The sequence below is a fragment of the Acerihabitans arboris genome, assembly GCF_010131535.1.
GTDB classification, from domain to species: Bacteria; Pseudomonadota; Gammaproteobacteria; order Enterobacterales; family Enterobacteriaceae; genus Acerihabitans; species Acerihabitans arboris.
Window position 1 is genome coordinate 231,181 of record NZ_WUBS01000009.1, and the last position, 24,656, is coordinate 255,836.

Sequence of the window (24,656 nt, forward strand, 5' to 3'; positions counted from 1 at the left end):
GCCCACAATAGGGTGAGGCCGCCACCCCGACTGGAGAACATCATGAATCAATCAACACAGCGCGTCGCTATTGTTACCGGCGCTTCCAGAGGCATCGGCGCCGCTATCGCCCGGCGTCTGGCCCATGATGGTAATACCGTCATCGTCAACTACTCGCGCCAGCGGGAAGAAGCCGACGCGCTGGTCGTCCAAATCACGCAGGCCGGCGGCCATGCGCTCAGCGCCCGGGGCGACGTCAGCGACCCGGCAACCTTCACCACGCTGTTTGACCGGGCGGAAGACGCCTTCGGAGGGGTAGATATCCTGATCAATAACGCCGGCATTATGAATCTGAGCACCCTGGGGGATAGCGACGATGCGCTGTTTGACCGCCAGGTTGCCATCAACCTGAAAGGCACCTTTAACGGCCTGCGCGAAGCGTCGCGGCGCCTGCGCAATGGCGGTAGCATCGTCAATTTTTCCACCAGCGTCGTCGGCCTGCGGCTGGAAACCTACGGCGTCTATGCCGCCACCAAGGCGGCGGTGGAAACCCTGACCGCCATCCTGGCCAAGGAATTGCGTGGCCGCTCGATCAATGTCAATGCCATCGCTCCCGGACCAACGGGCACCGACCTGTTTTTAAAGGGAAAACCGCAGGAAGTGATTGACCGCATGGCCAAAATGGCGCCGCTGGAACGCCTGGGCACGCCGGAGGATATTGCCGCCGCCGTGGCTTTCCTGGCTGGGCCAGACGGTGCCTGGATCAACGGCCAGGTGCTGCGCGCCAACGGCGGCCTGATCTAACGTATTTCCTGCCGATTAATTCAATCAAGAGAGCCCATACCATGAAACACGTTATTGTGATAACCGGCGCCTCCAGCGGTTTTGGCGCCCTGACCGCACGGGCGCTGGCCGCGGCCGGGCATACCGTTTACGCCGGCATCCGTGAAACCACCGGGCGCAACGCGCCGCAGGTGGCTGAAGTCCGGCGCTATGCCGCCGAACAGGGTGTGGAGCTGCGCGCGGTGGAGCTGGACGTCGCGTCCGATGCGTCGGTGCAGGCCGGGATCGCCGGCATTATCAAAGACTGCGGCCGGCTGGATGTGGTGATCCACAACGCCGGGCATATGTCGTTCGGCCCGGCGGAGGCGTTTACACCCGAGCAGTTTGCCCAGCTTTATGATATCAACGTGCTCAGTACCCAGCGGGTAAACCGCGCCGCCCTGCCGCAGCTGCGCAAACAGGGCAGGGGATTGGTGCTGTGGGTGTCATCCAGCAGCGCCAGGGGCGGCACGCCGCCCTACCTGTCGCCTTACTTTGCCGCCAAGGCGGCGATGGATTCCCTGGCCGTCTCGTATGCCGCTGAACTGAGCCGCTGGGGCATTGAAACCAGCATTATCGTGCCGGGGGCGTTCACCCGGGGCACCAACCATTTCGCCCATTCAGGCGTACCGGCAGACGCGGCGCGCGCCGCGCAATATGATCGGGGGCCTTACGCCGGGCTGGCTGAGCAAAGCCTGAAGGGACTGTCTTCCCTGGAACCAGAGGATGCCGATGTTGCCGCGGTGGCCAGGGCCATGGTGAGGATAGTGGATATGCCGTTCGGCGCCCGGCCGTTTCGCGTCCATATCGATCCATCCCAGGATGGCTGCGAGGTGGTCAACGGTGTGGCGGATCGGGTGCGCGCCGAGATGTTCCGTCGTATCGGCCTGGACGATTTGCTAAAACCCCATGTCCGGTAGAACCGCAAGGTAATAAGTAATGGCATATATTCAGCCACCGTCGCAACGGCTTGCGGCGGTGATGCCCACTACGCGTACGGCCATAGAGGTAAGGTGCCGTTGGTTGCCTTGGCCGGCATGGGATAAATCATTTCGGCAAGGCGCCGGAACTTCACCACGGCAAGAAGAATATCAAAATAACATTGCAGATAATATTCATCTCCTTCTGAAATATAGTCCTGATATTCCTTGAGTATATGGTAAATATTTTCTTCGTCCTCGTTATCCAGCTGATGCTGGTAGAGCCCGGTAAAATCATAAAAATTCATATCACGAATGATAAGCCGCGCGAGATCGCTCAGGATCGCGGGTAAAAAATTTACATTTCGTTTGATACGGGCATTATGAAGTGATTTCCTGACGGTGATCAGCATTTCGACCATATCGGCAAGGCGTTTCAGTTTTGCATTGCCCCGTCTATGTTCTTTGGGCCCATAAGTATTCGCCGGCGCGGGCAAAGCTTCCTCCGGATTAATAGTTGCCCCTGAAAAGCGGGTAAACCAGTGGGGTTGCCGTTGCCTAATACCCGGAGTTGCCAGATAGGGACACAGCTGGATATCGATCCTCAGACCATTGGCCAGGATCTGTCCCAGATGGGAAGGGGTGCCAAGACCATCAAAGATGGTGATTAGTTCGATACATTGTACCTGGGAGATAGCGGGCAGCTTGCTGTCGACATAAAACAGCCCGCGGATAATATGCGCCATTTCCCCGGCGTCGAGGGGATAAATATTTTGCGGGACGGCCTCCATTTTAAGCGTCAACAGCCCTGTGTTATCAGGCGTCGCCGCCAGGGTCCAGCCATCCTGGGTCAGTATTTTTTCCCTTGACGCCACGGGGACTTCCTCGATGATCTCCTCTCCTTGCGAATTGACCTTGGCAATAGTTTGAAACGCCAGCCTGTCCGACATAATGGATTCATTTACCGGCGCGTTAAAGGGATTTCCCGCAACCACGGTATATTGTTCATCAGTGTTTCTCACCCTGAGCTTGCCTTCGGCAAAGATGCCCATTTCTTCTGCCATGATGATCGAAGGCCCGGTTTCGAACAAAGGGTTGAATAGATTATTGCCTACGCCGGCAAAGCGCCCATCTCCGACGCTGAGCAATAAATGGCTTAAAAATACGTCATCGTAGAATATCGCGAGTAATTTTCCCGCTTTTATTTTTAACAAATCGCCGATTGCAAGCAGCTCGACGCTGGATGACATATACCCCTGGCTGGGGTAATTTTGACCTAAGGCCAGCGTGACTTTTTGCTGCATATCTTCGGTTTCATGGGCATTGAGTATGTTGGCCTCTTTCAGGATTAAAAAAGGAAAGGTAACGTTCATATTATAATTGGTGTGCAGGCGATACAGATGATCATACGAAGAGATCATGCTACGGGTCGCCGACAAAATCGAGGGAGCTTGATTATACGCGGCAGGTAATATTTCCTTAACATAGCGATAATAATAATTAATTGCGACAGTCTTATACCATATAGGTTCTCGTAACAAGAACGCATCTTTGATGTATTTCCCTGGATGTCCAGCCTCACGATAGGGAAACGCAATGGCCGATTTTATTTTAGTGAAATCTTTGTATTTTATCAGAGGGAAGTCGTTGGCGATGGTTTTTTTAATTAGCAGGGTCCATTCTGGTTCATTAAAAGCTTGCCGATCTTCGATCAGCCCGGCGCCATACGGGCGAAGATGCATGATATCGACAATAAAGTCATGTTGTTTTATTTTTAAAACTAATACAATATAATCTACCGGTGCACGATCGTGCTCATTTTGCCATAACCGCTGCATTCGGTAAGCAATGTTCACCCCGCCGTCCAAGGCCAATCCCGTCACAAAGTGGAGTAATAAAGTATTCACATCGCTATCCGTTTCCTGTACAAATATTTCACGAAATTTGCGTACATCGGTGAGGCATTCAACCAAGTCGGTTAGCATTTTACTTATATCACTGCTTTGATCAAATAGGCTTTTCATATGCGACATGTAGTTATTTAGCATAAGCTCTAACATGTAAATATACATCCGCTTATTATCTTTATAATGATCTTTGGGGAAAGTTATGACACGTAATGGCTCTATGCTGAAATTGTCAACCTCCTCGTTTAGATGCCTGATTCGACGGCCGGAACGGGTTGAAATAGGGAAGCGGTCATTATCCAGAAAATAGGATGAAATCCATTTATCCTTATCGTTTCTATACATAGGAACCGCATAATTAGAATTTATAACTTCGGTCGGTTTAACGACGCGCCAGGATTTTATCGCGGCATCCCAGATGACCTGAAAAAAGTTGTCGTTTATTTCTATAAAGCTTTGTGTGGTTCCTTGCCCCTGGTTTAGGATAAATGTGCCATCATTGTTTTTATGTGAAAGTAAATTCCTGTCAATTTCAGCAGACCAAAGAATAAATTTAGTCATCCTCTGCTCCATATTGTTTAGAACGAAATTACTCATCCATGATATAACAGTTGCCATATTCATAGATAAGTGATGTCTTACCTTCTTTGAAAAAATTGTATGTATCGGTAACGGATTCAGATAGCCAGTAATACTGTTGAAAACAGAGCCTGAACTTTTCCTTGCCGTGCTTAGTAATTCTTCAGCCAGCTTTTTTGAAACAACGCTATTCAGCTTTTTGATGGACATGGTGTCGATATTGGCAATATTTAGTAATCTCTTGTATAATACTCCTACCCCTTTGGCCGCATTATTTGCTAATTGCGCAATCATAAACGCCAGATCAAATGTATCGAATATGACTTCTATACCATTGATCTCGTTATTTGCGTCATTACAATGTTTCCATAAAACCTCATAAAATGGTATTAAAGCCAGCAGTTGTTGCCACCATTTTTTTTCTCGTAGTGATTTTTTTAACTGAAGCATTATCTCTTCTAACATTTGTGCATTCCAGTGGTCTAAAATTTCCACCAGTGTTTTATACTCCTTCTTCTCGTTGCCAGCCACCAGGACATAATCCGGCGTGGGCATGCTGGCAATATTTTGCTCGGGTCTAATCAGGAAAAGACTTAACGGGGAAATGAGCGATGTGGTGTTGTCAAATTGTATATCAAAAAGATTCAATAAATCTTCTTCGGTGACGGGGATTTTTCGGCGATTAATCCAGTTGAGACCGAAGTTGGTTTTTTTATGTTCATCAAACATATAATCAAGAAGATCATTCCCCGGGTTTGTTGATATTTTCTTGATAAACGGCGCACTAAAAATGGCGCAGGCCATAATGAGATGATGAGTGTAGGTCCTGATCAGGGAAAAAGTGCCAAAATTATTGTTTGGGGAGTAGACATCGATATTAGGCGCTAAAGAATTTTGAACGTAATTTCTGGAATAAATTTTGAATGTATATACCTCCTTGGGCGGGTAGATCATATCCAAATAATCTAGTTCTGAATGTGAAAGGATTTTATAAGTAAATTGCCTGGCTTCCTGTCGCAGGGAATAATCTTTATAATGGGTGAATTGATTATAAAAATCCCAGGCTGAATTGAATTCACTCGATGGCTTCAATTCAAATATTTTTTTGAAATTTTCAGCGGATCGCGCCTCGAAGTCTAATGCAATTATTTTTTTGACCTCTTGGAATTCCTTGATAATAAATAGAGAGTTGAGGCGGCTTAACTGACTTGGCTGGACATGATTATAGTCTATGTACCAATAGATCGCCGCTCTCAATAGCAGTTCAATGTTGCCCGCGGTAACGTGATTGAAATATTGGTTGATAATTTCTTGTTTGGATTTTTTACTGGAGTCCTCAGGAAAGGCCATTATCATCGCCATGATCTTTGCTTCCGCCAACCGCTGCTCATCGGTTTTGCTGCCTAGCAAAACCTGTTCATGCTGATGCTCGGCGACAATATCTATCAGGTAGGTTTGCAGCTTTTCCAGGAAACTCAATAATAAAACGCATTCCTTGTCATATTTAACTTGATTAAATAAATCATCACTCCATTGAGGGTTTTGCGCATACTCAGGATTGTCCAGGCGTTCAAGATTGGTGGCCGCGCTTTTCTCCAGGTACTGTAAAGTTTCTTTGTAAGGTTGCAAGCTCTCTTCTTGCCAACCTTGGCCTGCGGCGCCGATATCAGGATGGGTACGAAAAAACTCGATATCGCGGACCAATCGGCCAATATGAGGGTTATATTTATCATTGCCGTGGATGAAATCCACGATCTGGGTCGCCACCAGTTCGGCTATTTCCTCTTCACTTAGCGGCGGATCCGGTTGGTCAAAAAGGCTACTGTATTCAGTCAGTTCGCCGGGGATAATAAGATAGTTGCCCTGCATGCTCAGGCCACTATTCCTGCTATACTCAAATATATAATAAAAAAATCGTTTAATAAGAATCCGTCTAAGGTTTATTGGCTGCTCATCAAGCATATCAAGATATATTTCGCGTGTATTGAAGTAGATGAGCCTGTCTATTAAAGGGATTGAATCGCTGATTAATAATCTTTCATATTTATTCTGGGATTCTTGCATTAAAACTAACAGGGAATACTGCTCTTTGTAGGTTACTGCCTTGTCTGACGGCGACTCCTTGATAAGTTGCTGTAGGTTTGTTTTGGCATCGGCATACGAAATGCCGTTTTTAAAATCAATTAATTCTCGCATTATCTTGAAATTAATCCCAGCTACCGCTGTTTCAATTCGCCGACTGAATGACGGAAAGAAATCGGAGACCGTTCTTTGCTCTTTGAAATAGTCTCTACTGAAGTCACTCTCCTGCGTTTTTTTGCTTTCTGATTTAATGCATTCTTCAATGCTATTTTCAATATATCTTTTTATCATTATAATATCAGTAAATTGAACTATATTATCAAGGTATGATGCATCATTGAATAATTCAGTTATTTTGTCGTATAAAAAAATATTCAGGCTTGACATCCATCCCAAAGAGTAGATTTTTTCTTTGGCCAGTGGGATATATTGCTGTTTGATTGCCGTATATAATCCCTTGGCGGCATGATTAGCTATATGTAAGTTTGTTTCGCAAATATAATTTTTTTTGTCTTGGCTTTCTCTGGACGGCGGATTGGACATCAGGGGCAAGGTATGGGAATGTTGCTGCGCAACGTCATCGGCTGCCCGCGGAGGTCGTTTTAATAAAGCCGCAGGATGATTTTTCAATAGCCGGTTCCATGGCGTTAGTATCGCCGGACCGGTTATGTCGTCTGCCACCGCATCGGCGCCGGGCAACGACGGTGATAAAAAAATCAGATGGCGGGAGGGAAATAATCTGGTCCATTGGCCGGTCGTCCGGACCGGTTTCAGCAACGGTAAGCCGCCGTGTCCATTAGCTTTGGTTAAGCGCCCGGATGCGCCCGGCACTGCACCTGGCGGCGCGCGCGTGGCCTGGGGCGCTCCCGGGAAAGTACGATCCGCCTGATATCCACGGACCACGCCCGCGAGGTGGGCCAGCAGGTTGACCATAGTGTCCTGCCAGGAGTGGGGCGGGCAGACAAGATCGTCAATATAATATCTCTCCCCGTCGGAAACCAGCCACCGGCCGGCTACCACCGCCACATACACATCATCGCCGCCGGGCAGGGCGATTTTTTGCGAGGGTATGCTAAGCGGGCGGTCCGCAATCGTTATAGCAATATTTATCCCCGGCTTAGCCGTGGATAAACTTTCAGGATGTTTTTTAAATAATGCCACGCAGTAGAATAATCGATCCGCTTTTATTTTATCATCGAAGGTTTCATGAGTATAATTTTCACGGTGACGCTTTGATGAATAATTATTTTTCATCGAGGATGATTGGGTGTGAATTTGGGTATGGACCTTGTTAATTTTTTCATAATAATTATTTTTTGTTGCGGCGTTAGCATGCTGAGGGGCGGTTAAGTGGGATTCATTTTTCAAAAAGTGATTATACCGGCTGATGATTTTATTCAACATATTGTCTCCAGTAAATTATCCATGGCCGCAGTGCGGCCTATCATTGCGAAAAGTACGCGCGGCGCCATATTATAATTATGGCGCTGAACAAAAGGCTTATTTGAGCATGTTAATAAAGAAAGGTCAGTGGGCTATTTTTTAAATTATTTTTAATAAAAAAGCACTTGCTCACCAAGGCATGAAAATGCCTCGGTCTATTGTTATTGCCACCACAGGCGCAACATGGCCGGCAACGCCGGTGTCTGCGACAGCAGATACAATACCAAACCGATAAAACCGCCCACCAGCGTGCCGTTGATGCGGATAAACTGCAAATCCTTACCGATATTCAGTTCGATTTGCCGTGACATGTCCCGCGCATCCCAGCTTTTCACCGTATCGCTGATATGCTGGGTCAGGAATGCCGAGAAGTCGGGCGCCATGCGCAGGGCCGCCTGCTCCAGATGCTGGTTCAGGGAGGCGCGCAGGTTGGCATCCCGCGCGAGCGTCTGGCCCAGCCAGAGTCCCGCTTCGGTCACTTTGCCATGCAATACCGAGTCCGGGCGATCCAGATCCTCTTTCAGCCAGCCGCGCAGATCGCCCCACAGGCCGCTGATATAGGTATTAAGCACGTCATCGTTTTTCAGGTAATGTTTAATCTCCTCCGCCCGACGGGCGGTAGCGGGATCGTGCTTGAGGCGATCGATCAGTTTTTGCGCCAGCCGATCGAAACGCCGCCGCAGCTCATGGCCACGGTCACGGCCAATCTCATCCAGCCACGCATTCACCGCGTTGGCGACCGCCGTGGCGCTGTGTTCGCCGAGCCATTCCGTCGGCAGCACTTTCTCTTTCAGCGGATGCTCGCGTTTCAGCCACTGGACTATCCGATCGGCGATAAGTTCGCGGGCGGCGGGTTTGTTGAGCAGTTTAACCAGTTGGCGCAGCGCCGCATCCAGCAGATCCTGATGCCGGCCGTCTTTGGTCAGGCTGTCCAGGATGGCGCCGACCGAGGCGGACAGGTCGATTTTATCAATGACGGCGTCAAGGGCGTTGCGAATAAAACCCTGGATGCGCCGGTCATCGGTGAAATCGAGAAAACCACGCATCAGCTGCAGGATCTGGCCGCCCAGCCGGACGGCGTTAACGGGATCAATCAGCCAGCCGGCGATGGTCCGCGCCGGATCGTGTTTCCTGATAAGTTCCGCCAATGACGACGTATCGAGGAATTTTTCCCGTACGAAGATCGCCAGGTTATCGGCAATTTTATTTTTATTGCGGGGAATAATGGCGGTATGGGCGGCGATAAAGGGGATCGGCACCCGTCTGAACAAGGCGACGACGGCAAACCAGTCGGCCATGGCGCCGACCATCGCCGCCTCGGCAACGGCCTTCAGTCCATCGCGCCAGAAACCGGGCGGTATGAACAGGGTCGCGACAAATACGCCCGCCGCAAGCGCCAACAGCTGCAAGGCCACCCGTTTGATTCTTTTCAGTTCCGTTTGTTTAGTCATAAGGCATTAAATTTAGGCATCAATCAGGTGGCCGCGGCGTGAACGCTGTTCCGCCCGGGGTCAGTCGCCGACGGACTTGCTGAAGGCGTCCACCGCAATCAGGGCGTGAGCCACTTCCTGCGCGGTGAGATTAACGTTCAGGTTCCTTAACGTATCCCCTTCGGCGCAGGCCAGTTCACCGATTTTAACCAGATTCTCAAAGGTTTCATTTTCTAAATGGATTTCCTTAAGCGTAGTCGGCATTTTGATCTGGCGGTAAAAACGAATATAACGGGCGATCTCCTCATCCGGACGCTGTTCGAGCACCATATGCGTGAGCGTGCCGTAAGCCACTTTTTCGCCGTGGGTCAGATGATGGATATCGCCTTTGACGGCGGTAAAACCGTTATGGATGGCATGGGCGCCGGCCAGGCCGCCGTTTTCGAACCCGAGACCGGATAACAGGGTATTGGCTTCCACCACCGCCTCGACGGCCGGCGTAACCACTTGCTGCTCCACCGCTTTATAGGCGCTATAGCCATAAGCCATCAGCGTTTCTTCGCAGGCCCTGGCGATAGCCATGCCGGCGATGGTCGGTTTGCCGCCCACCATCGACAGCGCATTGGTGCGTTTTACCGCCTGCGCTTCGACATAGGTCGCCAGGCCGTCGGCAATGCCGGAGGCGAACAGCCGTACCGGCGCCCGCGCGCAGACTCCGGTGTCCACCAGTACCAAATCCGGGTTCTTGCTGTAAAATCGGTAAGTGTCGAATACGCCTTCATCGGTATAGATTACCGACAGGGCGCTGCAGGGCGCGTCGGTGGAGGCGGCCGTCGGCACTATGGCCTCCCGTTGTTTGAGCTCGTCCGCCACCGCCTTGGCGGTGTCGAGGGTTTTACCGCCGCCCAGGCCCACCACGATATCGGTATGCGCGGCGCGGGCAATGTCCGCCAGACGCAGGACTTCGTTGCTGGATGCCTCGCCGTTGAATCGTTCATAGGTAAAATCGGCGCCCGCGTGTTCAAGAGAAGTCTTAACGCGTTTACCGGTAATTTCCCATACGATATCGTCGGCTATTACAAAGGCCTTGGTACCGAGCGTAGTCAGATGTTTGCCCAACTCATCGAGTAATCCTCGGCCCTGAACATATTTGCCGGGAGAAGCAAAAATAAAATGACTCATGATGATGACCTCGTGTGTGATGAAACGCTGCTATGACTATTAATCATGAAGCGTTATGCCATGTATGGCCATTGATGCGGTACGTCAGCGCGGCATAACCGCGCGCGGGCATTTTTCGCCTGGGGATGGAGAATTGTAGTACAAAAAGCTCGCCATCCCGTTGCGCGGATGCTGGCAAGTGTGTTGCCAATGAATACCCGTGGATACGATCGCTGATATTTCATGTGATGACGGCAATACGCTTCATGGGATTCAGTGTAATATTAGTGGGCGAATATAATGTGACTGGTGTAGTAACCCCTATCGGTTTCTGGACGGATAGCGCGGGCTGCCGAGAGTCAGTAGTATGTAAGTAATTGATAGCGCAGACATTTACCAGTGAGAGAGTCGCATTCAGACCAACCGGCGTAGCGGCCACGGCATCGTTGATTTTCGGAACAATTTACCCTATGCATATTCTTTTTCGGACCTGTTTGCACCGTTGCTTATTGATGGTGTTTATCATTGCGGCGGCGGGGGCCCCCATCAATGCTTGTTTTGCCGCCGATACCAAGCCGGCCAACGCCCCGGCCGCGCCTAAGCTGGTGGCAAGCGTGGAACTGCCCAAACTGCAAAAACAGTTGGACAGCATAAAGCAGCGTGTGTCCGCCGCCACCAGTGATAATCAGTTGAGCGCGTTAAACGACGAAACGCTGCAGCTGGCCGCCGATGCCGATGCGCTGGTGGCGTCCATCCAACCCGACCGGGCGCAGGTGCAGGCGCAGCTCGATATCCTGGGACCGCCGCCCGCCGAAGGCGCGATGCCTGAAACCGGCGTGGTCGCCCAACAGCGCAATACCCTGAACAAGAGCAAAACGCTCATCGACGGGCAGCTTGAACATGCCAAAGCCATCAGTACCGGCGCGGTCAATTTGTCGGTACAAATTGTCGATATCCGCCGCAATGCGCTGCGTACGCAGATGGCGCTGAACTCGGGCAGTATCCTGTCGGGGGGCTTCTGGTCGCCGTTGTTTAATACCGCGCCTGAGGACGCCCGGCGCCTGGATAATTTCGGCGAACAGCTAAAAGAGGCCTGGCTGGCGGCCTGGGAACCCGGCTGGCGCTTCGGCTCGGCCGCGCTGTTGATTATGGCGTTGGCCGTGTGGGCATTCGGTTCCCGCCTGCTGGACAGGCTCCTGGCATGGTTTTGTATCAACGTACTGCCGGAAGGGCGTCTGCGGCGCAGTTTCCTGGCCACCGCCACCGCGCTGATCACGGTATTCAGCGTTGGGCTGGGGGCGCAGTTTATCTTGCTGTTGATTCTTCGCCATCCAGACGCGTCGCAATTGGTCATAGATTTTACCATTGAAATATTCAAGCTTACGTTATTTTCCGCCCTGATTGCGGGGCTTGGCCGGGGGCTGCTATCCATTAAGCGGCCCTCATGGCGCCTGCTGTCCATTGCCGATCCGGTGGCGGTGGCGATGCGTTCCCTGCCGCCGATGCTGGCCTCGTTCATCCTGGTGTTCGGCGCGGTGGAGCAGATGAACAACCTGGTCGGCACCAGCGTGGCCACCACCATTTTCGGCAACGGCATCTCGGCGCTGCTGGTGGCGTTGACCGCGGGCTACGGGCCGCTGCGCACCAATCGTACCCGACGCAAGCTGTTGGCCGAAGGCGGGGAGCCGGAGGCGCGCAGGACGATTGCCGGGCTGATTCATCTGTGTATTACCGTTACCGCCGTCGCCATCCTGCTTTCGCTGCTGATCGGCTATATTGCCCTGGCCCGGTTCCTGACCTATGAGTTGATATGGGTGGGCATAGTCCTGTCCTGCCTCTATCTGCTGATCCATTTGGTGGTGGATCTGTCCGATAGCCTGTTTTCACCCGCTACCCTGATCGGCCAGCGTATCAAGCATTCCCTCGGCCTAGACGACCGGCATTTGGGCCAGGCCTCCACGCTGCTGGCGGCCATCGGCAAAACGGTGCTGATCCTGCTGGCGGCGGTGGCGTTGCTTAACGGCACTTTTGGTTCCACCACCCCGCTGGCGCTGCTGAACAAGGCGGTGGATATGTGGGGGGGCAAAGGGCTGGAAAAACTGAATATTGTCCCGGCCCATGTGATGAATGCCCTGATTTTCCTGGCGATCGGCATCTATGTGCTGCGCTCGGCCAGACGTTGGCTGGATAAGGACTTCCTGCCGAAGACCATGATGGAACCCGGCATGCGCGCTTCGCTGGTGATCCTGTTCAGTAATATGGGTTATGTCCTGATTGCCCTGATGACGCTGTCGACGCTCGGCATCCAGTGGAATAATCTGGCCTGGATCGTCAGCGCCCTGTCGGTGGGTATCGGTTTCGGGTTGCAGGAAATCGTGAAGAACTTTATTTCCGGCATTATCTTGCTGATCGAGCGGCCGGTGAAAGTGGGTGATTTGATTACCATTAGCGGGGTTGAAGGGGATATCCGGCGCATCAACGTGCGCGCCACCGAAATCCAGCTGGGCGACAGGTCCACCGTGATCGTGCCGAATTCACAGTTTATCTCGCAGAATGTGCGTAACGCCACCATGGGCAACGCCCAGGGCGTGGCGACCATCGCCCTGACGTTCCCGCTGGATATCGACCCGGAACAGGTACGCAATCTGTTGCTCGAGACCTACCGCGATCATGAGTCCATCCAGGATACGCCCGCGCCGTCGGTGACCTTTAGCCAGCTTGGCCCGAGCGGCATCGTGCTGAGCGTGACCGGATTCGTCAGCAGTCCCCGTATCGTGGCCGGCACCAAGAGCGACCTGTTGTTCGAGATGCTTAAACGTATGCGGGCCGCCGGCATCGTGCTATCCACCCCGCAGAAAATGATCCTGGAGAATTCACCGCCGGCGGCGCCGGGCATCCTGGACACCACGGTCCAGTAGCCTGAAGTCGGCTTGTTCAACCGGTCACGCCGGCGGCCCGGGCAGCGTGTTTTGCCCTTCCCCCAGCGAACGCTGCATCAGCAGCGTATCCACCCAGCGGCCGTGCTTAAACCCGACGGCGGCCAGGGTGCCGATAAGACGAAATCCCAGCTTTTCATGCAGGCGGATGGAGCCGATATTGTCGCTGTCGCCGATCACCGCCAGCATCTGGCGCCAGCCGCCGCGCTGCGCGCGCGCGATGGCTTCAACCAGCAGGGCATGGCCTATGCCCTGGCCGCCCATTTCAGGATGGATATAGACGGAATCCTCGACGGTGAAGCGGTAGGCATGGCGCGGGCGATATAAGCCAAGATAGCAATAGCCGACCACCCGGTCGCCAAACTTGGCCGCCAGCCAGGGCAACCCCTTGTCCAGCACGGCGGCGCGGCGCGCGATCATGTCCGCCACGGCGGGCGGTTCGGTCTCGAAAGAGGCGATGCCGTGCAGGACGTGCCAGGCGTAGATTGCCTGGATGGCGGCCATATCCGCTTCGCTGGCATCGGTAATACTTAAGGGTATGGACAATTTATCAGCCTATAACGCAAATAATACTGGCGTTTAGCATAATTCAGAAATAAAACGCGGGGTAGCCCCTTCATCTTATCAGCGCCATAAGAAAATCTTAGTCATGCCGACGCCGGCCGGGCATTGCCGGAGCATCATGCCGCTGAGAACACAATGAAAGAGGTTACGCCATCCTGTGCGGTGTCCCGTCACGGCATTCTCAAGCGTATGCGGCGACTCCCGCCGACGATGGCTCGTCTTTGGCTAGTCGCCTTGCGCCGCGCCGGCGCTGAGGGCCGGGCCACGGCGGAATACCGCGCCATACCGGCGCATTTTGGGCAGCAGCAGCGCGGCGACCAGCCCCAGCAGCGCCGCCAGCGATAGCCAGGCTCCGGGCATGGCCTTATCGCCGCTGGCGTGGATCAGATAGCTGGACATCGCCGGGGTGAATCCGCCGAAAATCGCCGTCGCCAAACTGTAGGCCATGGAAAAACCGGTGGCCCGCACCTGGGACGGCATGACTTCGACGAGCGTGACCACCATGGCGGCATTATAGCTGGCGTAGAGGAACGAGAGCCAGAGCTGGGCCATCATCAACCGGCTGAAGGCCGGCGCGCCGACCAGCCAGTGCAATACCGGGTAGGCGGTCAGCAGTATCAGGGCGCTAAAGGCCAGCAGCATCGGCCGTCGGCCGACTTTGTCCGATACCGCGCCCATCACCGGCAGCCAGAACAGATTGGATATGCCGACGCACATCGTGACGATAAAACTTTGCTGCTCGCTGAAATGCAGCACGCTTTTGCCATAGGTGGGCGTAAAGGCGGTAATCATATAAAAAGCCACGGTGGTGGTGGTCACCATAAACATGCCGAGCAGCACCAGCCGCCAGTTCTCCGCCATCGAACGCATGATTTCGGCGGTATGGGGGTGATGGGCGCGCCGTTTGAATTCATTGGTTTCCTCCAGCATCCGCCGGATCCAGAATAACACCGGCACAATCAGGCAACCGATAAAAAACGGTACCCGCCAGCCCCAGTCCGCCATGATGGCGTCGCCAAACAGATGGTGCAGCGCCACTCCGAGCAAGGCGGCAAAGATGACCGCCACCTGCTGGCTGGCGGATTGCCAGCTTACATAAAAGCCCTTCTTGCCCGGCGGGGCGATTTCAGCCAGATAGACCGATACGCCGCCCAGTTCCACGCCGGCGGAAAACCCCTGCAGCAGTCGCCCCAGCAGCACCAACGCCGGCGCGGCCACGCCAATGGCGGCGTACCCGGGCACGCAGGCGATGGTCAGCGTGCCGAACGCCATCAGCGCCAGGGTCAGCAGCAGCCCCTTGCGCCGGCCGTGACGGTCGATATAGGCTCCCAGCACCAATGCGCCCAGCGGCCGCATCAGGAACCCGGCGCCAAAGGTCATCAAGGTCATCATCAGCGAGGCGAACGGATTGCTGTTCGGGAAAAACGTGGCGGCAATGGCGCTGGCATAGTAGCCGAACACCATAAAATCGTACATTTCCAAAAAATTACCGCAGGTGACCCGCAAGACGGTCATGATGCCGGCCTGACTGGCTCCGGACTGGGAAGCAGGTGTGGACATTATTAATAACCCATGCAATTAAAAACATTCTCTTAACATTTTCATAGCATTGTAAAAAGTGATCTCTCTCTCATTTTCTTTCATCAGTATGTTAACCTGGGCGCAGAGAGATATTTTTGCCCAATCCGCGCATCCGGGCGGCATTTACCGTAAACTCATTGGCGCTGTAATCCTTTTTAGTGGAATTTTTTTTGCCGCCCGCTGTCGAAAAAGTCGAACCCGGGAGGAGCCGAACGCCCGAAGCCCGCCGCGATGCCCGCCGGCGAACGGCTCCGCGCGGACACTATATTGCCAGTTATAGGAACCTTTTCCGGCATGGAACGAAGATCATTTATCAAAGCTTCATTGGCCCTGGCCGCCTACTGCGGCGTGCCCGCCATGGCATCATTGTTTGTGCGCTCGGCGCAGGCCGCCGATAATATCGCCGACGGCAGCGCGAGCGCGTTCGATTTTTCCACGCTGAAAACCATGGCCGCCAACCTGGCGGGGCAGCCGTTTGGCGGCCCGCCGGCCGAATTGCCGAAGACCCTGGCGGAACTGACGCCCCAGGCTTATAACGACATCCAGTACGATGCCAACCATTCGCTTTGGCACGATGTCCCCGGCCGCCAGCTGGATGTGCATCTGTTTCACGTCGGCATGGGATTTAAACGCCGGGTGCGGATGTATTCCGTTGATCCCCAGGCGCATATGGCCAAGGAAATTCATTTCCGCCCCGAGCTGTTTAATTACCATAACGCCGGGGTGGATACCGCCCAGCTGCAGGGCCGCGACAACCTGGGTTTTGCCGGGTTTAAAGTCAATAAGGCGCCGGAGCTGACCCGCCGCGACGTGGTCTCCTTCCTCGGCGCCAGCTATTTCCGCGCGGTGGACGATACCTACCAGTACGGTCTGTCGGCCCGGGGCCTGGCCATCGATACCTTTACCGACCAGCGCGAAGAGTTTCCTGATTTCGTCGCCTTCTGGTTCGATAAGCCGCAGCCCACCGACACCACGTTCACGCTGTATGCGCTGCTGGATAGCCCCAGCGCCACCGGCGCTTATCGTTTTGTCATCCACTGCGAAGCAGAACGGGTGGTAATGGATATCGAGAAGCATATCCATGCCCGTACGGCAATCAAGCAGCTTGGCGTGACGCCGATAACCAGTATGTTCAGCTGCGGCACCAACGAGCGGCGTACCTGCGACACCATCCATCCGCAAATCCACGATTCCGATCGCCTGGCGATGTGGCGTGGCAACGGCGAATGGGTCTGCCGCCCGCTGAATAATCCGCAAAAGCTGCAGTTTAACGAGTATCTCGACGAGAACCCCAAGGGGTTCGGCCTGCTGCAGCTCGATCATGATTTTGACAATTACCAGGACGTGATCGGCTGGTACAACAAGCGGCCCAGCCTATGGGTGGAGCCGGTCGGCGACTGGGGCAAGGGGTCGGTTAACCTGCTTGAGATCCCGACCACCGGCGAAACCCTGGATAATATCGTCTGCTTCTGGCAGCCCGCCGAGCCGATCCAGGCCGGGCAGGATCTAAGCTTCAGCTATCGCCTGTACTGGAGCGGCGAGCCGCCGGTTAGCAGTCCGCTGTCGCGGGTCAAAGCCACCCGTACCGGCATGGGGGGCTTTCCTGAAGGCTGGGCGCCGGGCGAGCATTATCCCGCGACCTGGGCGCGTCGTTTCGCCATTGATTTTGTCGGCGGCGAGATCAAGGCGGCTGCTCCCCAGGGTATCGAGCCGGTGATCACGCCCTCGCGCGGCAAAATCGATAATATCGAGATCCTGTTTGTCGAACCGATGGACGGCTACCGCGTCCTGTTCGACTGGACGCCGGACAGCGATTCGGTCGATCCGGTGGAACTGCGCATGTTCCTGCGCACGCGCGGTAGCGTGCTGAGCGAAACCTGGCTATATCAATATTTCCCGCCGCCGCCCGATAAACGCAAATACGTCGACGACCGGCAGATGAGCTGACCGGGTTCGCGCTTTCAGGGACCGCGGAAAAGGATCTGGCCACCGGCCGGATTCTTTTTTGCTGGTTAAGCAGCATAATTATCCATCAGCCCAGGCATCAAAACGGTGCATGTTGTCGGTATCCTGCACCAATAGCGGCGCTTTTTTCCTCCCGCACGTTCGCCCCCTGTACATGATTATTCTAATGATCTGTTTTTAAAACATTAATTATACTTTACCCCCGCACCGACTTTTGGCCCCGTAATTGCTTGATCTTGTCTATACAAGTACCGTATCAACGTTATTACAGCCGGAGCCGCCGTATGCCTTCCCCCATTACCCTGTCGATGATCGGCATCCGCAAATCCTTTGGTGACCAAGAGGTATTGAAGGGCATTTCGCTGGATGCCCGCCAGGGAGAAGTCATTTCCATACTGGGCGCCAGCGGCTCCGGTAAAAGCACCTTTTTACGCTGCATCAATTTGCTGGAAACGCCGGATGAAGGCACCGTCGCCATCGGCGGCGAGACCATCGTCATGAAGCGTCACCGGCAAGGGCATCAGCTGCCCGCCGATCGCCGCCAGATTGACAATATCCGCGCCCGGCTCGGCATGGTATTCCAGAATTTTAATTTATGGCCCCATATGACGGCGCTGCAAAATGTCATCGAAGGCCCGCAGCATGTGCTGAAACGATCGCGCAAGCTCTGCGTTGAGCGGGGCGAGCAGCTGCTGGCGAAAGTGGGGCTGTATGACCGGCGCAATTATTACCCGTCCCAGCTATCGGGCGGGCAGCAACAGCGGGTGGCGATTGCGCGCGCGCTGGCCATGGACCCGGAGGTGATGTTGTTTGACGAGCCGACCTCGGCCCTGGATCCCGAATTGGTGGGCGAGGTGCTGAAGGTGATGCGCGCGCTGGCGGAGGAGGGGCGCACCATGCTGGTGGTGACCCATGAAATGGGTTTTGCCCGCGGCGTCTCAAACCGCGTGGTGTTCATGCACCAGGGCAGCATCGAGGCGCAGGGCGCGCCTGAGGAGCTGTTCAACCAGCACCCGTCCGAACGTTTCCGGCAGTTTATCTCCAGCCATCACCAGCGCGTCCAGTAACGGGGAAAAACGCGCGCATGGCATTCGGCAAGGCGCGATCCCGGGAATATTTGCCCGGGGTTGCGGGACGCCGGCACCCACGACCTTTGGCTTAGGCGTCGGCGTCCATCTGATAGGCGCCGATCACATGGCGGCGCATGGCGATGCGCAGCGCGTCCAGATCCTGCCGGCGCAGGCAGTCGATAATCTCGAAGTGTTCCGCGGCCGTGCGCGCCAGGGTCAGGGCGGTATTGTGCTCGCGCCGGACGCTGACCGGGATGCGATCGCGTAAATCAAAGATCATGGTATTGAGATCGCTATTGGGGCAGTGGCGCAGCATCTCCCGATGAAATTCGCGATTGCTCTCCTCCTGCTCCTGGGCGGTGCCCGATTGCACCCGATCCTGAAAATGGCGGGCCAGTTCGGTCAGGCGTTCAAAGCCGGCGGCGTCAATCCGTCCGCAGACCTTTTCCACCGCTCCCACTTCCAGCAGCGCGCGCATCTCGATGATATTTTGCAGTTTGCGCGCGTTAAATTCCATCACGCGCGCGCCGCGCTGGGGAATCAGCTCCACCAGCCCACGCTCCGCAAGACGCTCCAGGGCCTGGCGCACGCTCAGGCGGGAACAGCCATAGGTTTCTTCTAATTCCACCTGTTTAAGCCATGCGCCGGCGCCGAAGCGGCCGATATTGATATCGCGCTCGATGCGCGCCACCAGATCCCGCGCCCGCTGTTGCGCGCTCTCTTTTATCGTAATTGATGTCATTTCAGGATTTTACCCCGACTTTAAAAAGTCTGAAACGCTTCGCCTGTCACCCATAATGGCCGGACGATTAATGGCGGAACTATAGCATAAACTAAGATTTGACAGAAAACTTATTGTGATCCAATAATGGCGCCATTAATGTTTGCAAAATTTTCTTCAGGAAAGCGTCATGACCACAGCCGCACCGCAAGGGCCTCTTCGTTTACGCATCGGCGTGGATTCGGGCGGAACCTTCACCGATATCTGCATGTTTGATGAAACCAGCGGCGACATCGTCGTCTGGAAAGTCAGCAGCACGCCCGGCGATCCTTCTCTGGGCATTGCCCGCGGCGTGGAGCAGGGGCTGGCGGAGGTGACGCGCCTGAGGGGCCAGGCCGTTGAAGTTGTCTATTTCGGCCATGGCACCACCGTTGCCACCAATGCCCTGATCGTCGGACGCGGATCGGCCACCGGGATGATCACCACCGCCGGTTTTCGCGATGTGCTGGAGCTGCGCCGCCAGACCCGCGACGCCCTCTATGATTTGCAAACCGAGAAGCCCACCGTGCTGGTATCCCGTGACCGTCGGCTGGAAGTCGACGAGAGGGTAGGTTTCGACGGCGGCGTTTTGGCGCCGCTGGATGAGCAGGGCGTACGCCAGGCCGCGCGCCGTCTGCGAGACGCGGGCGCAGGCTCGGTGGCGATATGTTTTCTGTTCAGCTACCTGGCACCGGAACATGAGCTGCTGGCCCGCCGGATCGTGCTGGAAGAACTGCCCGGCGCTTTTGTCAGCGTCTCTCATGAAGTGGCGCCGGAAATGCGCGAGTACGAGCGCTTCTCCACCACGGTGGTGAACGCCTATCTCGGCCCGTTGGTAAAAAATTATCTGCAGGGTTTGCGGCCGCGGCTGCAGGCGTTGGGGATTACCGCGCCGGTGCAACTGACGCAATCCAACGGCGGCATCATCTCCTCCGCCGCCGCGCAGGCCTTCCCGGCGCGCACGGTGCTTTCCGGCCCCGCCGCGGGCGTCACCGGCGCGCTGGCCATCGGCCAACTGGCCGGTTATCGGGATATCATTACCTTCGACATGGGCGGCACCTCCACCGACGTTTCGCTTATCAACGGCGGCCGGCCCCAGGTGTCCACCGAGGCGGTGATCCACGGTTATCCCCTTAAGCTGCCGATGCTGGATATCCATACGGTGGGCGCGGGCGGCGGCTCCATCGCCCATATCGACGCCGGCGGCCTGCTGAAAGTCGGGCCGCGCAGCGCCGGCGCCGATCCCGGCCCTATCTGCTATGGCCGGGGCAATACCGAGGCCACCGTGACCGATGCCAATGTCGTGCTGCAGGTCCTCAATCCGACCCATCTGTTAAACGGCCGGCTGCCTATCGACCGGCGGCGCTCCGTCGAGGCGATTACCCGGCTGGGCCTCGAGCTTGGCCTGGACGTTATGCAAACCGCCCAGGGGATTATCAGTATCGTGGTGGCCAATATGGCCAAGGCCATCCGGGTTATCTCGGTGGAGCGCGGCTACGATCCGCGCCATTTCGTGATGTTCGGTTTTGGCGGCGCCGGTCCGATCCATGCGTCCCGGCTGGCCCGGGCGCTGGATATGCCCAAGGTGGTGATCCCTAAATTCCCCGGCATCATGTGCGCCCTGGGCCTGCTGCTGACCGACCTGAAAAGCAGTTTTTCATCGGCCCTGCTGCGGCCGCTGGATAGTGAGGCGGCCGGGGCTATCCGCCATGGCTATGCGCTGCTTGAGGACCGGGCCGACGCCTGGTTCAGCGAAGAACATATCGGTCTGGAGCGCCGGCAGCTGGCACGCGCCCTGGATCTGCGCTACGCCGGACAAGGGCATGAACTGACGGTGGCCTGTCCCGCCGGCATGATTGATGAGCGCGCGCTGGAGACCCTACGCCATGGCTTTGAGCAGGCCCATCGTCAGGCCTATGGTTATGTCGCCGATGACGAACCGGTACAGATCACCGCGCTGCGCCTGGAGGCGGTGGGCATCGTTGCCAAAGCCGGCTTCCCGCGGTCGGACCCGGCGCAACATCCGGCGGCCGACGCGGTCATGGGCCGGCGGGCAGTCTGGATCCCCGAGGCGGGCGGTTTTACCGACTGCCCGGTTTACGACCGCGCCCGGCTGGGGTTCGGCCACCGCTTCACGGGGCCGGCGATTGTGGACCAGATGGATTCAACCACCCTGGTGCTGCCGGGGCAAACCGCCACCGTCGACAGCTATCTTAACCTGGTGATCGAAGCATGAGCATAAATCCCTGCATCCCCGGCGTTTCCGGGCGCGCATTGCCCGAGGTTGATCCCATCACCGTCGAGGTGATCGGCAGCGCGCTGGCCACCATTGCCGAGGAAATGGGCAAAGCGGTGATCCGCGCCGCGTTTTCAACCAATATTAAAGAGCGGCACGATTGCTCCACCGCCCTATTCGATCGGGACGGCCGGACGCTGGCCCTTGCCGAGCATATCCCCATCCATCTCGGCTCCCTGCTGGGCATAACGGAGTATGTGCTGGCCAATACCGATTTGGCCACCCTCCGGCCGGGTGATATCTTTATCGGCAACGACGCCTATACCGGCGGCGGTACGCACCTGAATGATTTTGTGCTGATGGAGCCGGTGTTTTACCAGGAGCAACTGGTGGGATGGGTCGCCAACCTGGCGCATCACTCCGATTTTGTCGATCGCGGCCATGCCCATATCTTCCAGGAAGGGCTGCGTATCCCGCCGGTCAGGCTCTACCGCCAGGGCGTACTGCAGGATGATGTGCTGCAGCTGATTTTGCTTAATTGCCAGGTGCCGCGCGAGCGGGTAAACGATCTGCGCGCGCAGACCGCCGCCAGCCGGCTTGGCGTGGAGCGTTTCCATTCCCTGTGCGACAAATACGGCGCCGGCGTGGTGGCCGCCGCAGGGCAGGCGATTCTGGACTATACCGAACGCCGCGCCCGGGCCGGTATCGCCGCCATCCCGGATGGGAACTACAGCTTTCGCCATGATTTCGACACCAACCTGATAGCCGAAACCCTGGATTTGACGGTGAATATCGAGGTCAGGAACGATGAAATCTTCTTTACCTTCCCTTATGCGCCGTCCCAGGTGCGCGCGCCGATTAATATGGTGTTTACCGCGCTGCTGGCGACGGTTTATTACGCGGTAAAGGTGCTGGTAGACCCCGAAATCCCGGCCAACGCCGGTTTCCACCGGCCGATCCATGTCTCGGCGCCGCTGGGCAGCATTCTTAACGCTACCGCGCCCGCCGCCGTCTATAGCCGTACCGATCTCGCTCCGCGGCTGGTGGATATGATCTTCGCCGCCTTTGCGCCGACCCTGCCGGACAGGGTGGCCGCCGCGTCGACCGGCGGCATGCTGCTGACCACCAGCGGCATGCATCCGCGCACCGGGCGGTTCTATGTTTACAATGAAATGCACGGCGGCGGCATGGGCGCCAGGGCGGACAAGGACGGCCTGGACGGCGTGCAGGTCAATATCACCAATACCGCCAATATGCCTATCGAGGCCCTGGAAAGCGAGCATCCGGTGATGGTGGAGCGCTATGAGCTGGTACAGGATTCCGGCGGCCCGGGCGAATATCGCGGCGGCATGACGCTGCGCCGCCGCGTGCGCGTGCTGGACCATACCGCCACGCTTTCCGCCGGCGGCACCAATCATCGTATCCCGCCTTTCGGCCTGTTCGGCGGCCTGGCGGGTATCCCCGCGCGGGTGGAACTGGCTCCGGGCATCGCGCCGCTGGTGGGCCGCGCCGGGATCCTGGCCGCCGGACAATCGGTGGGCATCGTGCCGGCGGCCGGCGGAGGTTACGGCGATCCCCGGCGGCGCTGCCGGGATCGGGTGCGCCGCGACCTGCGCGAGGAGCGCATATCCCGACAGGCGGCGGTGGACATCTACGGCCTGGATCCGGCCGATCCGCTATTGCATGACGACTAGCGGCGCGTACGGCGCTGCTGGCGCCCTTATCTTGGTCCCGGAGAACAACTGATGGAAACGGCTGACTATCTGCAATTGATCGGTTTTGGCGCCGGGGGGTGGGGAGGTCGGCTGCTGGCCGGCGCCGGCCTGACGTTGGCGGTGGCGGTGTGCGGTTTTATCCTGGCCCTGGTTATCGGCGCGCTGGGTGCCTGGTGCAAGATCCGCGGCAACGCCATGGTGCGCCTGTTGACCGATCTCTACACCACCGCGCTGCGCGGCGTGCCGGATCTATTGGTGATTTACCTGGTGTATTTCGGCAGCAGCGCGCTGCTGACCGACGTGGGACATTTTTTTGCCGCGAACGGTTTTATCAGCCTGCCCGGGTTTGTGGCCGGGACCATCGCCATTGGGGTGGTGGGCGGCGCGTTATGCACCGAGGTGCTGCGCGGCGGCTTTAGCGTGGTACCCACCGGCGAGCTGGAGGCTGCCATGGCGTTCGGCATGTCGCCCGCCACCTGTTTCCGGCGCGTCCTGGCGCCGTTGCTGCTGCGTTCCGCCATGCCGGGATTGGGCAATGTGTGGCTGAGCCTGTTGAAGGACTCCTCGCTGCTGTCGGCCACCGGCATCATTGAGTTAATGCGCGCCACGCAGGTGGCGGCCGACTCGACCCATATGCCGTTTGATTTCTACCTCACGGCGGCGGCTATTTATGTGCTGATGGCGATTATCTCGGGCCTGCTGCTCAGGCGCGCCGAGCGGCACTATTCCCGCGGGGTTCGCGGCACCGGAACCCGGGCAACCCAGGCCCTGGGAGGCGTTAAGCCATGAGAGACGGCGCATTTATCCTCGATGTCCTGCGCCAGCTTGCCGCCGGCATCCCGCTGACGCTGGAACTGGCGTCCTGCTCGTTGCTGCTGGGGGCGCTGCTCGGCCTGGCCATCGCTTTTGCCGCGTTATCCGCCAGGCGCGCGCCGCGGGTCCTGGCCTGGTTCTATGTCGAGGTGATTCGCAGTACGCCGCTGCTGGTGCTGATGTTCCTGATCTATTACGGCCTGGGACAATATGCGGGCCTCAGGGATAGCGTGCTGTGGCCGCTGCTGCGGCAGCCTTACTGGTGCGCGCTGCTGGCGCTGACCATCAATACCTCTTCCTATACCGGTGAAATTATCCGCGGCGGCCTGCTGTCGGTACCCCAAGGCGCCCTTGAGGCCGGACGCGCCTGCGGCATGTCGCGTCCGTTGCTCTACCGCCGCATTATCTTGCCGTTGGCGATACGCCAGGCGTTGCCGGCCTACGGCAACGAGGTCATGTCGATGATCAAGGGCACATCCCTGGGTTCCCTGGTAACGCTGATGGAGGTCACCGGCATTGCCTCGGCCATCGTCTCCGAGACCTATCGGCCGATGGCGGTATTTATCGCCGCCGGCATACTGTATTTCGGCATTAACTTTATCCTGACGCGCGGCATTATGCTGCTCGAGTACCGGCTTAACGCCAACCTGCGTCCGCCGTCGGCTGGCGCCCGATAATCCACCCTTAAACGTA

15 protein-coding genes are annotated in these 24,656 nt (G+C 56.3%); 9 read left to right on the forward strand and 6 right to left on the reverse strand.

The window, feature by feature from the left end; translation table 11 throughout:
- The first annotated feature begins 42 nt into the window (after positions 1–42).
- The gene (locus tag GRH90_RS14300) at positions 43–783 is read left to right on the forward strand and encodes an SDR family oxidoreductase (RefSeq protein WP_162366625.1); all 741 of its coding nucleotides are present in this window, start codon (positions 43–45) and stop codon (positions 781–783) included.
- A gap of 41 nt (positions 784–824) precedes the next feature.
- Complete coding sequence (locus GRH90_RS14305) at positions 825–1,721, forward strand: SDR family oxidoreductase (protein WP_162366626.1); 897 nt, start codon at positions 825–827, stop codon at positions 1,719–1,721.
- A 68-nt stretch (positions 1,722–1,789) separates the two neighbouring features.
- Here the strand turns inward: GRH90_RS14305 and GRH90_RS14310 are convergent, their stop codons facing one another.
- The 3 genes from GRH90_RS14310 to GRH90_RS14320 all read right to left on the reverse strand — a co-directional run bounded on the left by GRH90_RS14310 (position 1,790) and on the right by GRH90_RS14320 (position 10,344).
- Entirely contained in the window at positions 1,790–7,693 is a 5,904-nt protein-coding gene (locus tag GRH90_RS14310) for a hypothetical protein (RefSeq protein ID WP_162366627.1), read from the reverse strand.
- 200 nt (positions 7,694–7,893) lie between these two features.
- Positions 7,894–9,183: a DUF445 domain-containing protein gene (locus GRH90_RS14315; RefSeq protein ID WP_162366628.1), complete on the reverse strand. Its 1,290-nt coding sequence runs from the start codon at positions 9,181–9,183 to the stop codon at positions 7,894–7,896.
- A gap of 60 nt (positions 9,184–9,243) precedes the next feature.
- Complete coding sequence (locus GRH90_RS14320) at positions 9,244–10,344, reverse strand: glycerol dehydrogenase (RefSeq protein ID WP_162366629.1); 1,101 nt, start codon at positions 10,342–10,344, stop codon at positions 9,244–9,246.
- A gap of 449 nt (positions 10,345–10,793) precedes the next feature.
- Between GRH90_RS14320 and GRH90_RS14325 the strand changes: the two genes are divergently transcribed.
- Positions 10,794–13,241: a DUF3772 domain-containing protein gene (locus GRH90_RS14325; protein ID WP_246236047.1), complete on the forward strand. Its 2,448-nt coding sequence runs from the start codon at positions 10,794–10,796 to the stop codon at positions 13,239–13,241.
- Between the two features lie 24 nt (positions 13,242–13,265).
- Here GRH90_RS14325 and GRH90_RS14330 read toward each other — a convergent pair whose 3' ends face one another.
- Both GRH90_RS14330 and GRH90_RS14335 read right to left on the reverse strand, forming a co-directional pair.
- Positions 13,266–13,805 (reverse strand): GNAT family N-acetyltransferase, encoded by a 540-nt coding sequence (locus GRH90_RS14330; protein ID WP_162366630.1) that lies wholly within the window; start codon positions 13,803–13,805, stop codon positions 13,266–13,268.
- A gap of 243 nt (positions 13,806–14,048) precedes the next feature.
- Complete coding sequence (locus GRH90_RS14335; protein ID WP_376766082.1) at positions 14,049–15,401, reverse strand: MFS transporter; 1,353 nt, start codon at positions 15,399–15,401, stop codon at positions 14,049–14,051.
- 297 nt (positions 15,402–15,698) lie between these two features.
- Here GRH90_RS14335 and GRH90_RS14340 point away from each other — a divergent pair, with 297 nt between their 5' ends.
- The gene (locus GRH90_RS14340) at positions 15,699–17,351 is read left to right on the forward strand and encodes a glucan biosynthesis protein D (RefSeq protein ID WP_162366632.1); all 1,653 of its coding nucleotides are present in this window, start codon (positions 15,699–15,701) and stop codon (positions 17,349–17,351) included.
- 302 nt (positions 17,352–17,653) lie between these two features.
- Positions 17,654–18,436, forward strand: coding sequence for an ABC transporter ATP-binding protein (locus tag GRH90_RS14345; RefSeq protein ID WP_162366633.1), 783 nt, complete (start codon positions 17,654–17,656; stop codon positions 18,434–18,436).
- Between the two features lie 91 nt (positions 18,437–18,527).
- Here the strand turns inward: GRH90_RS14345 and GRH90_RS14350 are convergent, their stop codons facing one another.
- Positions 18,528–19,181 carry a GntR family transcriptional regulator gene (locus GRH90_RS14350; RefSeq protein ID WP_162366634.1) on the reverse strand — a complete coding sequence of 218 codons (654 nt, stop codon included), beginning with the start codon at positions 19,179–19,181 and terminating at the stop codon, positions 18,528–18,530.
- Between the two features lie 169 nt (positions 19,182–19,350).
- Between GRH90_RS14350 and GRH90_RS14355 the strand changes: the two genes are divergently transcribed.
- From GRH90_RS14355 to GRH90_RS14370, 4 genes are read left to right on the forward strand one after another with little or no spacing between them, the layout of a single operon-like run.
- Positions 19,351–21,435 carry a hydantoinase/oxoprolinase family protein gene (locus GRH90_RS14355; RefSeq protein WP_162366635.1) on the forward strand — a complete coding sequence of 695 codons (2,085 nt, stop codon included), beginning with the start codon at positions 19,351–19,353 and terminating at the stop codon, positions 21,433–21,435.
- Positions 21,432–23,129 (forward strand): hydantoinase B/oxoprolinase family protein, encoded by a 1,698-nt coding sequence (locus tag GRH90_RS14360; protein WP_162366636.1) that lies wholly within the window; start codon positions 21,432–21,434, stop codon positions 23,127–23,129. The genes GRH90_RS14355 and GRH90_RS14360 overlap by 4 nt, the downstream gene beginning before the upstream one ends.
- A 51-nt stretch (positions 23,130–23,180) precedes the next feature.
- Complete coding sequence (locus tag GRH90_RS14365; RefSeq protein WP_162366637.1) at positions 23,181–23,939, forward strand: ABC transporter permease; 759 nt, start codon at positions 23,181–23,183, stop codon at positions 23,937–23,939.
- Positions 23,936–24,640 (forward strand): ABC transporter permease, encoded by a 705-nt coding sequence (locus GRH90_RS14370; RefSeq protein WP_162366638.1) that lies wholly within the window; start codon positions 23,936–23,938, stop codon positions 24,638–24,640. The genes GRH90_RS14365 and GRH90_RS14370 overlap by 4 nt, the downstream gene beginning before the upstream one ends.
- Positions 24,641–24,656: the final 16 nt, after the last annotated feature.

Excerpts from the sequence above, each read along its gene's own strand:
- GRH90_RS14300 (WP_162366625.1), top strand. The coding sequence starts at position 43 with ATGAATCAATCAACACAGCGCGTCGCTATTGTTACCGGCGCTTCCAGA.
- GRH90_RS14305 (WP_162366626.1), top strand. The coding sequence starts at position 825 with ATGAAACACGTTATTGTGATAACCGGCGCCTCCAGCGGTTTTGGCGCC.
- GRH90_RS14310 (WP_162366627.1), bottom strand. The coding sequence starts at position 7,693 with ATGTTGAATAAAATCATCAGCCGGTATAATCACTTTTTGAAAAATGAA.
- GRH90_RS14315 (WP_162366628.1), bottom strand. The coding sequence starts at position 9,183 with ATGACTAAACAAACGGAACTGAAAAGAATCAAACGGGTGGCCTTGCAG.
- GRH90_RS14320 (WP_162366629.1), bottom strand. The coding sequence starts at position 10,344 with ATGAGTCATTTTATTTTTGCTTCTCCCGGCAAATATGTTCAGGGCCGA.
- GRH90_RS14325 (WP_246236047.1), top strand. The coding sequence starts at position 10,794 with ATGCATATTCTTTTTCGGACCTGTTTGCACCGTTGCTTATTGATGGTG.
- GRH90_RS14340 (WP_162366632.1), top strand. The coding sequence starts at position 15,699 with ATGGAACGAAGATCATTTATCAAAGCTTCATTGGCCCTGGCCGCCTAC.
- GRH90_RS14345 (WP_162366633.1), top strand. The coding sequence starts at position 17,654 with ATGCCTTCCCCCATTACCCTGTCGATGATCGGCATCCGCAAATCCTTT.
- GRH90_RS14350 (WP_162366634.1), bottom strand. The coding sequence starts at position 19,181 with ATGACATCAATTACGATAAAAGAGAGCGCGCAACAGCGGGCGCGGGAT.
- GRH90_RS14355 (WP_162366635.1), top strand. The coding sequence starts at position 19,351 with ATGACCACAGCCGCACCGCAAGGGCCTCTTCGTTTACGCATCGGCGTG.
- GRH90_RS14360 (WP_162366636.1), top strand. The coding sequence starts at position 21,432 with ATGAGCATAAATCCCTGCATCCCCGGCGTTTCCGGGCGCGCATTGCCC.
- GRH90_RS14365 (WP_162366637.1), top strand. The coding sequence starts at position 23,181 with ATGGAAACGGCTGACTATCTGCAATTGATCGGTTTTGGCGCCGGGGGG.
- GRH90_RS14370 (WP_162366638.1), top strand. The coding sequence starts at position 23,936 with ATGAGAGACGGCGCATTTATCCTCGATGTCCTGCGCCAGCTTGCCGCC.